Origin of the sequence: Streptacidiphilus neutrinimicus, assembly GCF_000787815.1 — a bacterium.
Lineage (GTDB): Bacteria > Actinomycetota > Actinomycetes > Streptomycetales > Streptomycetaceae > Streptacidiphilus > Streptacidiphilus neutrinimicus.
On record NZ_BBPO01000052.1, the window covers coordinates 3,045 to 15,520 of the forward strand.

Annotated in this window: 14 protein-coding genes; 9 read left to right on the forward strand and 5 right to left on the reverse strand. The window is 72.7% G+C overall.

The window, feature by feature from the left end:
• Positions 1-1,247, reverse strand: a 1,247-nt coding sequence (locus tag TR48_RS27360) for an FUSC family protein (protein ID WP_084729809.1), incomplete at its 3' end; no start/stop codon positions are given.
• An 819-nt stretch (positions 1,248-2,066) separates the two neighbouring features.
• Between TR48_RS27360 and TR48_RS27365 the strand changes: the two genes are divergently transcribed.
• Positions 2,067-2,363, forward strand: coding sequence for a WhiB family transcriptional regulator (locus TR48_RS27365; RefSeq protein ID WP_152628213.1), 297 nt, complete (start codon positions 2,067-2,069; stop codon positions 2,361-2,363).
• 87 nt (positions 2,364-2,450) lie between these two features.
• On the opposite strand, the gene TR48_RS27370 is transcribed toward TR48_RS27365, so the two are convergent.
• Both TR48_RS27370 and TR48_RS27375 read right to left on the reverse strand, forming a co-directional pair.
• Positions 2,451-2,747 (reverse strand): DUF6343 family protein, encoded by a 297-nt coding sequence (locus TR48_RS27370; RefSeq protein WP_042372160.1) that lies wholly within the window; start codon positions 2,745-2,747, stop codon positions 2,451-2,453.
• 197 nt (positions 2,748-2,944) lie between these two features.
• Positions 2,945-3,541 (reverse strand): DUF6328 family protein, encoded by a 597-nt coding sequence (locus TR48_RS27375; RefSeq protein WP_063771076.1) that lies wholly within the window; start codon positions 3,539-3,541, stop codon positions 2,945-2,947.
• Positions 3,542-3,793: 252 nt separating this feature from the next.
• Between TR48_RS27375 and TR48_RS27380 the strand changes: the two genes are divergently transcribed.
• From TR48_RS27380 to TR48_RS27405, 6 genes are all read left to right on the forward strand, one after another.
• On the forward strand, positions 3,794-4,141 hold the full coding sequence (locus TR48_RS27380) for a glutamate-cysteine ligase family protein (protein ID WP_042372161.1): 348 nt from the start codon (positions 3,794-3,796) through the stop codon (positions 4,139-4,141).
• Between the two features lie 132 nt (positions 4,142-4,273).
• Positions 4,274-5,413: a transaldolase gene (gene tal, locus TR48_RS27385; RefSeq protein ID WP_042372163.1), complete on the forward strand. Its 1,140-nt coding sequence runs from the start codon at positions 4,274-4,276 to the stop codon at positions 5,411-5,413.
• A 312-nt stretch (positions 5,414-5,725) separates the two neighbouring features.
• Complete coding sequence (locus tag TR48_RS27390; protein ID WP_042372164.1) at positions 5,726-6,391, forward strand: GNAT family N-acetyltransferase; 666 nt, start codon at positions 5,726-5,728, stop codon at positions 6,389-6,391.
• A 13-nt stretch (positions 6,392-6,404) separates the two neighbouring features.
• The gene (locus TR48_RS27395; RefSeq protein ID WP_042372166.1) at positions 6,405-6,626 is read left to right on the forward strand and encodes an FmdB family zinc ribbon protein; all 222 of its coding nucleotides are present in this window, start codon (positions 6,405-6,407) and stop codon (positions 6,624-6,626) included.
• Positions 6,627-6,788: 162 nt separating this feature from the next.
• A complete protein-coding gene (locus TR48_RS27400; protein ID WP_042372168.1) occupies positions 6,789-7,295 on the forward strand; it encodes a DUF4383 domain-containing protein in 507 nt (168 codons plus the stop codon).
• 149 nt (positions 7,296-7,444) lie between these two features.
• Positions 7,445-8,185: a TerD family protein gene (locus TR48_RS27405; protein WP_042372170.1), complete on the forward strand. Its 741-nt coding sequence runs from the start codon at positions 7,445-7,447 to the stop codon at positions 8,183-8,185.
• Between the two features lie 119 nt (positions 8,186-8,304).
• Here the strand turns inward: TR48_RS27405 and TR48_RS27410 are convergent, their stop codons facing one another.
• Positions 8,305-9,039 (reverse strand): Tellurium resistance, encoded by a 735-nt coding sequence (locus TR48_RS27410; protein WP_052443098.1) that lies wholly within the window; start codon positions 9,037-9,039, stop codon positions 8,305-8,307.
• 187 nt (positions 9,040-9,226) lie between these two features.
• On the opposite strand from TR48_RS27410, the gene TR48_RS27415 reads away from it, so the two are divergent.
• Together TR48_RS27415 and TR48_RS27420 are read left to right on the forward strand one after the other, a co-directional pair.
• Positions 9,227-10,231, forward strand: a complete 1,005-nt coding sequence (locus TR48_RS27415; protein WP_042372171.1) for a DUF2637 domain-containing protein — start codon at positions 9,227-9,229, stop codon at positions 10,229-10,231.
• Between the two features lie 185 nt (positions 10,232-10,416).
• A complete protein-coding gene (locus TR48_RS27420; RefSeq protein WP_052443100.1) occupies positions 10,417-11,634 on the forward strand; it encodes an ROK family protein in 1,218 nt (405 codons plus the stop codon).
• Between the two features lie 107 nt (positions 11,635-11,741).
• Here the strand turns inward: TR48_RS27420 and TR48_RS27425 are convergent, their stop codons facing one another.
• Positions 11,742-12,473: a class I SAM-dependent methyltransferase gene (locus TR48_RS27425; protein WP_236652358.1), complete on the reverse strand. Its 732-nt coding sequence runs from the start codon at positions 12,471-12,473 to the stop codon at positions 11,742-11,744.
• Positions 12,474-12,476: the final 3 nt, after the last annotated feature.

Sequence of the window (12,476 nt, forward strand, 5' to 3'; positions counted from 1 at the left end):
GTACGGGGCGGTGCCGGGCCGCGGCCGGTGCCGACGGTCAGCGGCGGGGGCGGAGGGCTCGCCGCGGGCGAGGCGGCGGAGGCGGGCGGGGCGGTCGCGCCGCGGTGCCGCAGGGTGCTGCCGCGGTCGAGTTCCTCCATCAGGCGGCTGGTGCGGTGTTCGAGGTCGAGCTCGTCGAGGATGCGGTCGATCTCGGCCAGGAGCGCGCCGTGGAGCTGCCAGGCGAGCGGGTGGTCCTGGATCTGGCGCAGCAGGAGCGCGGCCACGTGGTCGCGGCTCGCCCACGCGGCGTGAAGTTCGGCGGCGAGGCGCTCCTCCGCGCCCTCGGCGTCGCGGCTGACCTGCGTGGTGACCAGGACGCCGAAGCTGACGAGCGCGCCTCCGAGGTGTCCCAGCACGTCGCGCAGCCCCGCGGCGATCTCCGCGTCGAAGAGGGGTTCGTCGGAGCTGCGCCGTTTGGCGAGGTCCGTGAGCGAGCGGGCGAGGACCCGCACGACCACGACGCAGATCTCCAGGGTGTCCAGCCCGGTGCGCAGCACGACGCGGGACAGCAGCGGCTCGCTGGCGCGCGGGTTGAGGCGGAGGCTGTCCTCCGCCTGGCGGAGGGCGCCGTCGACCTCGGCGATGTACTGGTCAAGGCGCCGCGCCTCGTGCAGCCGCTCCGCCGCCTGCGCCACGGGGATGGGACGGTCGAGCTCCTCCCCCAGCCGCAGTAGCAGCTGACGGACCCGCCGGGCGAGGTCCTCGATCGACTCCCCCGCGCTCTCCACCCAGACGGGCGGCGCGAGGAACAGGTTGAAGGCCAGCCCGACGCCGGCGCCGATCAGGGTCTCCAGCACGCGATCCCAGGCCTGGGAGGTGAGCTGGGTGACCCCGAGCACCAGCATCGCGCTGATCGCGACTTCCTGGACGAACTCACCCACCCGGATGAACTGTCCCAACGTCAGCGCGGCCAGGATGATCAGCCCGAGGCTCCACCAGGAGAGCCCCACCACGGAGCTGAACCCGATGGCCAGCACCACTCCGGCGACCACGGAGACGACGCGCCGGACACTCGTCGTCAGCGTCGAGTAGAGGGTCACCTGGACGACGAGGAGCGTGGTGAGCGGGGCGGTGAGCGGGGCCGGTTGGTTGCTCAGCCGCTCCGCGACCGCGTAGGAGAGCGTCGCCGCGACGGTGGCCCGCAGCGTCTGGACGACGACGGGGTCACGACGGGCTCGACTCAGCGCTCTCGGGATGCCGGACATCTCTTACGTATGCCCCCACCAGGCGATGCGATCCCGCTGGTGATCCCACTGACGACCCGCCCGGAGGCGTGGTGGACGGTGCGACGGCAGCAGCGACGAAAGAAGAAGGGACGAAAGAAGAAGGGACGTGGGGAGTCGGGCCCCGCCGAGAAGAGGCGAGTCGAACTGGCGGGGCCCGGGCCGACCCGCGCGGTCTCCGGTGCGCGGGCCTCCGAGCACCATCGTGCCCACTCGAGCGACCGGATCCGACGCAGCGCGCCATGGTTCACGCGTCCGCCACACCACCCACACCCCACCCCGCAGGAACACGCCCCATGTGTGTCGGACACAGATGCGGGCAGGCGCGGCTTTGATCGCCCGGCCCCCTGCGCACTGTGACGGGCGACGTTGCCAACGACTCACCTAAGAACGCGCAAGCTCGAGAAGGGAGCACGGCATGACCTCCGTCGCCACTTCCGCAGGCCCCGACGAAGCGCCGCTGCCGCCGCGGCCGACCAAGCCCGGTCCACCGTCGGTCCCGAAGCAGCCCACGACGCCGGACCCGCCCAGGCCGCCCGGCGCGCCGGACGCCCCGTTGCCCGACCAACCCCCTGGCCAGTCCGATCCGTCGCCGCCCTCGACTCCCGAGCCCGGCACGCCGAACCCGGAGGAGACGCCGGACTGAGCCGTATCCCTAAGCCCCTACGACGCGACGGTTTGCGGTCGCGGTCCCCCGGTTAGACGCGCCAACGTCCGATTTCTGGCAGCGGTGCCGAAGGGGGCCGGACCGGTCGTACCCCGGACCCCCGGACGGCCGCCACGGAGGGAGGGATGGCGTCGATGGGACACCCGAAACCGAAACTTCCGGGCTCCACGAGCTGGGCGTGGTCGTGGCAGGAGCGGGCGGCGTGCGCCCGCTTCGATCCACGGCTGTTCTTCCATCCGAGTGGGGAACGCGGCGAGGGGTCCCGGGCGCGGGAGCGGGCGGCGAAGCAGGTGTGCGCCACCTGCCCGGTCCTCGAACCGTGCCGGGTGTACGCGCTGGCCGTCCGGGAGCCGTACGGGGTGTGGGGCGGCCTCACCGAGGAGGAACGCGCCCACCTGCTGCGCCGCCGCCGTGCGGCGCGGGCGGCCTGACGCAGGCCGCACACGCAACGCCCGCACACGCAACGCAGGCGGCACAAGGGGCACAAGGGGCACAAGGGGCACAGGCAACGCAGGCTGTCACGGTTCGCGCCCCCAGCGGCGCTGTTCGCTCATCCTGCGCCGGATGACGAACAGATCCACGACCGCCACGACGGCGAACACCGCGCAGACGACGGCCGTGGCGACGTCGAACCCGACGTCAGCGGCAGGGTTCACCACCGCCAGGAAGCTGAAGAGGGCCGCGCCGGCGACGAAGAGGACGGCGAAGACCCTGGCGAGGAGACGGCGCGCGGGAAGGTCGCTGCGCGCCCAACGGGGTTCCTCGCCGGTGTGCCGCCAACGGAGGGCCGCCGCGCGCGAGCGGCGGTCGGCCATGCGCAGCCGCCACGCCCGTACAGGGTGTGCGTGATGCGCGTGGTGCGCACGGGGGACGACGGTGGGCGACACGGGCACGGCCTCCGATTCCCGCTGGCGGATTCCCTCTGGTTCCGGGCGAAGTCGAAGCGGCAACAAGTGGGCTTCCCGCGGGCCACCGCTTTACACCAGCGCAAACCCGTACACATACCGCCGGCTTAGCGGATGCGGCCGACCCTGCCCGCCCGGGCCTGGGCCTGGGACGGGCCGGGCTGCCCGTCCTCGGACGGCGCGGGCCCCGAGCCGGCGTCCGACCGCGCATCCGGCCGCGCGTCCGTGCGGGTGTAGCGGTGACGTCGCACGAGGAGCGGCAGGGCCACCCAGCACGAGGCGAACCACAGCAGCACCAGACCGGCGACGAGCCAGGCGCCCCAGCCCAGTCCCGCCACCCGCATGAGCAGGAGCAGTGCGCAGCCGATGGCCAGGGCGAGCAGGGTCACTCCCAGGCCCACCAGGCGGCTGACGGCGCGCACCATCCGGGGTTTGACGTGCTGCCCGGCGAGGATGCGGTGGTAGGTGACGGGGGCGATCAGGGTGCCGGTGGCCACCGCGCCGAGGATGACAATCGTGTCGTAGAGGGCGCGGTCGAAGCCGTGCATCCGGGCGAAGCGGTCCGTGAAGGCGACGGAGAGCAGGAACCCGAACATGATCTGGGCGCCGGTCTGGGCGATCCGGACCTCCTGGACGAGGTCGGTCCAGCGGCGGTCTGCCGACTCCTCGACACTCTCGTTCCGGCCTCCTGGCCGAGTGGTCATGATCGCCTCCCACCGCTCTCCGGTCGGCTCCCCTGTCCGCACATAACCGCCCGGGGCTCGGTCAAACCGGCCAGGGCCCGGCCGAACCGGTCGCCAGGCATGGCGCAGCCCGGCTCGCAGAGCGGGTCTGCTAGCGGGTCGCAGGGTGTGTCGCACGCACCCGGCTTGAACTTTCCGGCCAGCCCCGGAGGGCCGCCGGGTTCCCGTCGGCCACCACCGGTTTCAGGGAGTCGCCCTGGGTAGACGGCGCATATGGTCACCATCGGTATCGGTGTCGAGGCGGAGTACCTGCTGCTCGACTCCCTGACCGGTCTGCCGACGGCGGAGCGTCCGTGCGTGCGGGCCGTCGCCGCCGCGCTGCGGGGGTGGCCGACGAGCGCGCTGCCGGGGCTGACCGACGAGGCGGAGGTCGGGCCGGAGCAGCTGAAGGCCCAGATCGAGATCTCCACACCCGTGTGCGACGCCGTCGACGAGGTCGGCTCGGAGCTGTGCCGCCTGCAAGGGGCCGTACACGCAGCGGCGCGGGTGGTGGGGTACGAGGTCGCGGCGACCGGTGCCGCGCCGGCGCGCGGCGTCGCGGTGACCCCGGTTGGCCGGTGAGCGGGCCGCCGCCCGCCTTCGCGGACGCTGCGGCGTGCCCGCGACCGGCCGCGGCGACCAGGAACCCAGAAGCGAAAAGGCGCGAAGCCAAGCGAGAAGAGCGAGAAGAGCGAGAAGAGGATGGAGCAGCGCATGCACCACAACGGGCTCGACCAGCTCACCCAGGCCGGAGTGTCGGTGTGGCTGGACGATCTGAGCCGCGCGCGTCTCAGCGACGGCAGCCTGGCCGCGCTCGTACGCGACCGGCACGTGGTCGGGGTGACCACCAACCCGACGATCTTCGCGAAGTCGATCCAGGGCAGCGACCTCTACGATGCGCAGATCGCCGATCTGGCGCTGCGCGGCGCGACCGTGGACGAGGCGCTGCGCGAGATCACCGCCTTCGACGTGCGCTGGGCCTGCGACGTGCTCCACAAGGTGCACTCGGAGACCGGCGGACGGGACGGCCGGGTGTCGATCGAGGTCGATCCGCGCCTGGCCCACGACACGGACCGCACGCTCGCGGAGGCGCGGGCGCTGTGGTGGCTGGTGGACCGGCCGAACCTGTTCGTGAAGATCCCGGCCGCCACGGCGGGTCTGGAGGCGATCAGCGCCTGCCTCGCGGAGGGCATCAGCGTGAACGTGACCCTGCTGTTCTCGCTCGACCGCTACGACCAGGTCGTCGAGGCGTTCCTGTCCGGGATGGAGGCGGCCCGCGAGGCCGGCCACGACCTGAGCAGGATCTCCTCGGTCGCCTCGTTCTTCGTCTCCCGCGTGGACACCGAGGTCGACCGCCGTCTCGACCGGATCGGCGGCGAGCGGGCGGAGGCGCTTCGTGGCCGGGCGGGGATAGCCAACGCCCGGATCGCGTACGAGCACTACGCACGCGCGTTCGCGACCGACCGCTGGCAGTCGCTGAAGGACGACGGCGCCCGCCCGCAGCGACTCCTGTGGGCCTCGACCGGCGTCAAGGACCCGCGCTACGAAGACACCCGCTACGTCACCGGCCTGGTCGCCCCGGACGTGGTCAACACCATGCCGGAGGCGACCCTCGAAGCGGTCGACGACCACGGCAGCGTCCCGGTCTCGGACCTGCGCCAGGGCTACGAGGAGGCCCACAAGGTCCTGCGCGACCTCCCCGACGTCGGCGTCGCGTACGACGACGTGGTGCGGGTCCTCGAGGAGGAGGGGGTCGCGAAGTTCGAGGCGAGCTGGGAGGAGCTGAGCCGCGCGCTCGCCGTGCGCCTCGACACCCCGCGGCGGCAGGGCATCCGGCACGGCCGAGCCGCCTGAGCCGGAAAGCCGGAAAGTCGGAAAGTCGGAAGGCCACTGCCCCAGACTCGGATGACTGCGCTGCGGATGACCGCCTGAGTCGGCGAAAAGAAGCGAAGGGTGTCCCGGCCGTCCCCCCACGGTCGGGACACCCCATCGCTCCATCGCTCGCTGACGGCGAGTGATCGGAGCTCATCCTGCCCGCTGCGGCGCGCGGCCCAGTACCGCTGTCCGGAGGTAGTCGGCCCCGCCAACCAGGGGCTTCACCTGCGCGAACCGAGTACCCGCGAAATCGGGTACCCCCTCGCCCCCCGGACACGCACAATCACCGGCATGAGCGAACACGAGCGCACCGGCAATCCGACAGAAACCCCCGACCGCCACCGCGCCGACTTCCGGCGCAAGCCCACGCTCACCGGGGAGCTGGTGGTCCTCCGCCCGTTCCGGGTCGAGGAGGACGTCGAGGTGATCCGGGACTTCCTCACAGACCCCGAGGTGCTCCGCTACACCGACGGCAGCGCTCACGCGGAGCGTCCGGCGTGGGACGAGGAGCAGGAACGGCGGATGCTCGACTGGTACACCACCCGCGCCGCGCAGCCGGACCGGCTGGATCTGGCCGTGGTCGACCGGGCCACCGGACGCTGCGTCGGCGAGGCGGTGCTCAACGAGTGGCAGCCGGAGAACCAGAGCTGCAACTTCCGCATCCTGCTGGGAACGGCCGGGCGGGACCGCGGGCTGGGCAGCGAGGCCACCCGCCTGATCGTCGGATACGGCTTCGAGCGGCTCGGGCTGCACCGCGTCTCGCTCACCGTCTACGGCCACAACCCGCGCGGGCGGCGCGCCTACGAGAAGGTCGGCTTCGTCCACGAGGGCACCCGGCGGGAGGTGCTGCGGTTGGGCGGCGCCTGGATCGACGACCACGACATGGCGATCCTGGCGCACGAGTGGGAGCGGCACCGCGGTCGGCCCGGCGCGGTACCGGTGGTGCGGGCCGGGTGAGAGGATGTGCGGCATGCCTCGTTATGACTACCGCTGCCGCACCTGCGGCGCCACGTTCGAGCTGAACCGGCCGATGTCGCAGGCCAATGCGCCGACGGTGTGCCCGACCGGGCACGAGGACGTCGTGAAGCTGATGTCGATGGTCGCGGTCACCGGCACCGCGGGGGCCGGCGGCGGCGCGCCGCAGGCCGGTGGCGGTGGCGGCGGTTGCTGCGGCGGCGGTTGCTGCGGCTGAACGCGGGTGACCGCGGGGCGGAACGGGCTGACGGACGGGCTTTCGCACGCGTCTCCCCGGGTGCCCCGCGGCGCCTCCCCGGATGTTGCACGGGGTGGGGGCGGGTCGGACGATGGAAGCCGGAATGCCGTCACCGCCCACGCGCGCCCCAGGGAGGCGGCCATGAAACTCCAGGATCACCTGCCGGTCGACCACCGGTTGGGCCAGGTCTACCGGTACAGCGCCGGGGCCATCGGCCTGTTCCTGATCGTCTTCGGCATCCTCGGTTTCACCAACAACGTCGGGTTCTTCTCCACGACCGGCGACCACGTCGCGGGGATGACCAGCAACGGTGCCCTGAGTCTGGTGTCGGTGCTGTTCGGCGCCCTGCTGGTGGGTGGAGCGGCGGTCGGCGGGAACTTCGCCTCGACGCTCAACATCTGCGTCGGCATCCTCTTCCTGATCAGCGGCTGGGTGAACCTGGGGCTGATCGCGGGTCCGGACAACATCCTCAACTTCCGCATGCGGAACGTAATCTTCAGCTTCGCGGTCGGCCTGGCCCTGCTGCTCTTCGGCATGTACGGGCGGGTGACGCTGCACCTGCCACCGGACAACCCCTACTGGCGCAACAGGCATCCCGAGGCCGCCAAGGCCAATCCCCTGCCCCCACGCGCCCTGCCGCACGGCTGACGGCGCGACCCACCGGCTGACGGACCGCCCGAAGGCCGACGTCCGACTGCCGACCGACTGCCGTCCGACTGCCGACCCACTGCCGTCGGACCGCCCGGGAGGCCACGTCCGGTTCCGCCGCCACGCGCGGGTACGGCAGGATGTCGGGCATGACCGAGGTCATGCCCAAGGGCTCCAACGCGCAGCTTCCTGCCGACGTGGCGGCGGTCCGGGTGGTGCTGCGCTGGCAGTTGCTGCCCGGCACCCCGGACGTGGACGTGTCGGCCCTGCTGCTGACCGCTCAGGGCCGCGTTCGCGAGGACGCCGACTTCGTCTTCTACAACCAGCCCCGCCACCCCAGCGGGCTGGTCCGGCACCGGGCCAAGGCGCGGCGGCCGGGCGAGGCGAGCGACACCCTCGACGTGGACCTGGACCGGCTGCCCGGCTGGGTGGACCGCGTCGTGCTGGGCGCGAGCGTCGGCGACGGCCAGGACTTCGCCGCCGTCGGCGGCCTGCAGCTGCTGCTCTTCGACATCGCCGGCGGCCCGGGCGCCGCCGCGCTGACCCGGTTCGACCTGTTCGACGTGCGCGGATGCGCCGCGCTGCTCTGCGGTGAGCTCTACCGGCGCTCGGGCGTCTGGAAGTTCCGCGCCATCGGCCACGGCTACCCGTCGGGGCTGGGCGGCCTGGCGCAGGACTTCGGCGTCACCGTCGAGGAGGACGAGGAGGAGGCCCCCGTGCAGCCGCTGCTCCCGCAGACCGGGCCGACCGGGCCGACTGCGCTGAGCGCGCCGACCGGGCCGGTCTCCGCGGGCGGCCCCGTCAGTCCGGCGCCGCAGGTGGAGCAGTTGCTGCCGGAGCCGGACGGGTTCCGGCTCCCGCCGCAGGGGCCCCAGTTCCTGCGCGCGTGACGGTCAGGCGGCCGCTGGCTTGAGCGTGACGGTCAGGCGCCCGCCGACCTGAGCGTGACGGTCAGGTGCCCGCCGGCCTGAGCGTGACGGTCAGGTGCCCGCCGGCCTGAGCGTGACGGTCAGGCGCCCGCCGGCTTGAAGCCGCGCTGCCACTGGAGGCCCCACCCGTAGAGCCGGTCCAGCTCCGCCTGGAAGCCGTAGACGTAGCGGACCTCACGGGTGATCAGGAACTCCCCGCCGCCCTTGTTCTCCATCAGCATCACCGCGCACGAGCGCGCCTGCCTCTCCCGCTCGTCCAGACGCACCTCGATGCGCGGGCCGGAGGTCGGGAAGAGCGTCACCACCGCGTGGGCGCGGTCGAACGCCGGGGTGTCGTCGTAGATGTAGACGAAGATGAGCAGCCGCTTGAACTGCTCGCGCTTGTCCATGTCGATGTACATCATCTCGCCGGTCGGCGCGCCCGAGCGGTCGTCGCCGGTGAGCCGGATGTACGGCGCGTGCTGCAGGTCGCCCATATAGGGGCCGAGGGGCTGGATCACGCCCTTGCTGCCGTCCGTCATCTCGTACAGGCAGCCCAGGTCGAGGTCGACGGCCAGCGGTTCGGCCCCGGACTGACCGAGCGTCACCGGTCGGAACGGGTTCGGGTTCAGCAGAGCCCGAATCTGCTCGCGGGCGCTCTTGCGGGGCGCCTCGAACTCGCGGGCCGTCCAGTGCAGATTGACCTGCATCGTCCCGGAAAGCGCGCCTTGTTCGGTCAGCGAGTAGGTGCGGCGCTTGCGGTCCAACGTGATTCGCTCGATGCCGACATCCAGACCACGATCGGCCCTGCGCAGCAGGTCCAGCAGCCCGGCCATTCCAACCGCCCCCTCAATCAACCCGGTTCACCTGCGGGTATACCCACAGCGCCGGGCCGCATGCGAGGCAGTGGTGGCAAGCCTGCGGGTAACTGACGGGCCTTGACAAGACCCGGTCGATAACACACCTTGCTCACGCGTACGATACGGAGTCTCCTGCCACACACCCAAGCCGAGGCGTCCCCGTATGAACCTCTCCTCCATACAACTGGTCTGGCTGGTCGTCGGGTGCGCGCTAGCGCTCGTCGTCCTCGTCGTCATGAGCCTGCTGCGCACCAAGAAGCCCAAGCACGCCGCCACCGAGGACTCCTGGGAGCGCAGCGAGGAGCGACGGCGTCGTAAGGAGGCCATCTACGGGGCCGCCTCCTACGTGCTGCTGTTCGTCTGCGCCGCCGTGGCCGCAGCGCTCTCCTTCCACGGCCTGGTCGGCTTCGGCCGTCAGAACCTGGGCCTGAGCGGCGGTTGGGAGTACCTGGTGCCGTTCGGCCTCGACGGCGCGGCCATGTTCTGCTCCGTCCTCGCCGTGCGCGAGGCCAGCCACGGCGACGCCGCGACCGGCTCGCGCCTGCTGGTGTGGCTCTTCGCCGGCGCCTCGGCCTGGTTCAACTTCGTGCACGCCCCGCGCGGCGGCGACCACAACGGCGCCCCGCAGTTCTTCGCCGGCATGTCCCTCTCCGCCGCCGTCCTCTTCGACCGCGCACTGAAGCAGACCCGCCGCGCCGCGCTGCGCGAGCAGGGCCTGGTCCCGCGTCCGCTGCCGCAGATCCGCATGGTCCGCTGGCTGCGCGCGCCTGTCGAGACCTACAAGGCCTGGTCGCTGATGCTGCTGGAGAACGTGCGCAGCCTGGACGAGGCGGTCGACGAGGTCCGCGAGGACAAGCGCCAGCGGGAGGCCGCAGCCGCCGCCCAGCGCAGCGCGGAGCGGCGCGAGCGCGCGGAGCTGAAGGCGATCGCGCGCTCCGCGCCGGTCAAGGAGCTGACCGCGCTGGACGCCTCGGCCACGGCCGAGGGCTCCGGCGCCTCCGCGCTGGAGCCGGCCGCGCCGCGCGGCGTGCTGCCGCGCCGCCGCAACGCCAGCGCGCTGACCGGCGCCGCGCAGGCGGCCGGCGGTACGGAGGACGAGGACTCGACCATGTCGCGGCTCGACTCCCTGGACCGCAAGCTGAAGGACCTGGAGCAGCAGTTCGGCTGAGCCGCTGCCCCCGGCATCGGACGTCGTCCCACGGCGTCCGAGGCCACCCCGACGGGACCCGAAGCCGGGTCCGCGGTCGGACTGGGACGATTGCGCCCGGTTCGCCCCGGACCCGGCTTTGGCGTATCTGTGCAGGTCCTGGGCTCCCCGGCCATCGTGCCTGGCCAGACCGTACAGTGTTGACCATGCTCGCCACCCCGTCCGGCCCCTCGGGGCCCGCCGTGCCGTCCGGACCGTCCAGGCCGGCGACCTCCGCCACGCTGCGGGAGATCAATCTCCGCACGGTCTTCGACATGATCCGCGCGCAGGCGCCCATCTCGCGTGCCGAGGTGGCCCGGCAGACGGGCATCTCCAAGCCCACCGTGTCCGCGCTGCTCCAGGACCTGCTGGACCTGGGCCTGGTCACCGAGACGGACCGCGACGCGCAGAACCACGGCCCGACCTACGGCGCGCTCTTCTTCGCCCCGCGCCCGGAGGCGGCGCACGTGCTGGCGCTCGATGTCGGCGCGCGCCGCCTGCGCGGCGCGGTCGCCGACCTGGAGGGCCGCCAGATCGCCCGCGAGGACGTCGACGTCGCGGGCCTCGACGCGCCGCGCATCGTCGAGGCGGCGGCCGCGCTCGCCCAGGGGCTGTGCGAGGGCGCGAGCCTCCCGGCCGACCGGATCCAGCACGCCGCGATCGGCGTGCCCGGCGTGGTGGACCTGCGCGACGGCCGCATCTGGCAGGCGCTCAACATCCCCGCCCTGGACGGCTTCCCCGCCTACGAGCAGTTCGGCGCGGCGCTCGGCTGCCCGGTCACGCTCGAGAACGACATCCACCTGGCCGCCCTCGGCGAGCAGCGGGCCGGACGGGGTCGGGACGCGGCGAGCTTCTGCTTCCTCTCGGTCGGCACGGGCGTGGGCGCCGGTCTGGTCCTGCGCGGCGAGCTGCACCGCGGTTTCGCGGGCGCCGCCGGTGAGTTGGACAACGTCTTCGGCGAGGACGAGATCGACCGGAAGGACCCCTGCGCGGAGGCTCTGCTGCGGTGCGCCGCCACGCTCTTCCCTTCCGGCTCGGCGCCCGCCTCCACGGAGGAGCTGTTCGCGTTGGCACGCGAGGGGGACCCGGCCGCGCTCACCGCGGTCGACGAGGAGGCCCGCCGCATCGCCGGTTACCTCGCCCCGGTGGCGGCGGTGGTCGACGTCGAACTCGCCGTCCTGGGCGGCGGCATCGGCCTCAACGAGGACCTGCTGCTCGACCGCGTCGCGGACCGCCTCGCCTCCCAGGTCCCCTACCCGCCGCGGCTGGAGGTCTCCGCCCTGGGCGAGGCCGCGGTCCTGACGGGCGCGATCGCGGTCGCGACCCGGGAGGCCCTGGAGCAGATCCTCGCCGCGCGCTTCACCGCGGGCCACCGCCGCCCCTGAGGCGCCCCTCACCGCCGCCGACGCCGCAGACGGTCCCGACTGCGGCCCGGCACGCCCAGACGCGATGAGGCTCGATGAGACGCGATGAGGCGCGCGATCAGGTGCGGTCAGGCGCGGGCGACGGTGACCAGGCTGCGGCTGCTGTCCGTCACCGGCCCGCCCTCCCAGTCCCCCTCGCGGCGCTCGACGGTGAAGCCCGCCTCCGTCAGGAAGGCGTCCAGCCGGGCCTGGTCCAGGAAGCGGAGCGTCGTGCTGTCGACGGAGAGGACCGTGCCGTCCGGGGTCGCGGTGGTCTCGCTGAAGGTGACCAGGTCCCCGGTCACGGAGCGCACCTCGTGCCACTGGCGCAGGTCCCAGCCGTTGCCCGCGATCGTGTGTACCACCGACGGGTTCCAGCTCTCCCACGCCCGCGCTGCGGGGTTGCGGGTCTCGAAGGCGAACCGCCCGCCGGGGCGGAGCGCGCCGTGGAGCGCGGCGAGGGAGGCGCGCAGTTCCTCGTCGGTGACCAGGCACTGGAAGGCGTTGCTCGCCATGGTGACGAGGTCGAACTCGCCGTGCCAGCGCGAGGCTTCCGACGCGCCGCCCTCGATCCACTCGATGTCCGTACGCCGACGGGCGCGCCGCAGGGAGGCGGCGTCGGGGTCGAGACCGACGAGTCGGCCGGTGTGGCCGTGCGCGCGGGCCTGATGGAGCATCATGCCCGTGCCGCAGCCGACGTCCAGGACGGAGTCGACCGCCATGACCAGCTGGTCGTAGAAGCGGTCCGTCGCGTTGGCCGCGCCGTCCCACCGGTACATCTCGTCGTAGAGCGCGACCGAGTCGTCAGCGGTGAAGTCCACCCG

Coding starts and splice junctions, on each gene's coding strand:
- tal (WP_042372163.1), top strand. CDS start 4,274: ATGCACCACAACGGGCTCGACCAGCTCACCCAGGCCGGAGTGTCGGTG.
- TR48_RS27365 (WP_152628213.1), top strand. CDS start 2,067: ATGGGACACCCGAAACCGAAACTTCCGGGCTCCACGAGCTGGGCGTGG.
- TR48_RS27395 (WP_042372166.1), top strand. CDS start 6,405: ATGCCTCGTTATGACTACCGCTGCCGCACCTGCGGCGCCACGTTCGAG.
- TR48_RS27375 (WP_063771076.1), bottom strand. CDS start 3,541: ATGACCACTCGGCCAGGAGGCCGGAACGAGAGTGTCGAGGAGTCGGCA.
- TR48_RS27405 (WP_042372170.1), top strand. CDS start 7,445: ATGACCGAGGTCATGCCCAAGGGCTCCAACGCGCAGCTTCCTGCCGAC.
- TR48_RS27390 (WP_042372164.1), top strand. CDS start 5,726: ATGAGCGAACACGAGCGCACCGGCAATCCGACAGAAACCCCCGACCGC.
- TR48_RS27415 (WP_042372171.1), top strand. CDS start 9,227: ATGAACCTCTCCTCCATACAACTGGTCTGGCTGGTCGTCGGGTGCGCG.
- TR48_RS27380 (WP_042372161.1), top strand. CDS start 3,794: ATGGTCACCATCGGTATCGGTGTCGAGGCGGAGTACCTGCTGCTCGAC.
- TR48_RS27420 (WP_052443100.1), top strand. CDS start 10,417: ATGCTCGCCACCCCGTCCGGCCCCTCGGGGCCCGCCGTGCCGTCCGGA.
- TR48_RS27400 (WP_042372168.1), top strand. CDS start 6,789: ATGAAACTCCAGGATCACCTGCCGGTCGACCACCGGTTGGGCCAGGTC.
- TR48_RS27370 (WP_042372160.1), bottom strand. CDS start 2,747: ATGGCCGACCGCCGCTCGCGCGCGGCGGCCCTCCGTTGGCGGCACACC.
- TR48_RS27410 (WP_052443098.1), bottom strand. CDS start 9,039: ATGGCCGGGCTGCTGGACCTGCTGCGCAGGGCCGATCGTGGTCTGGAT.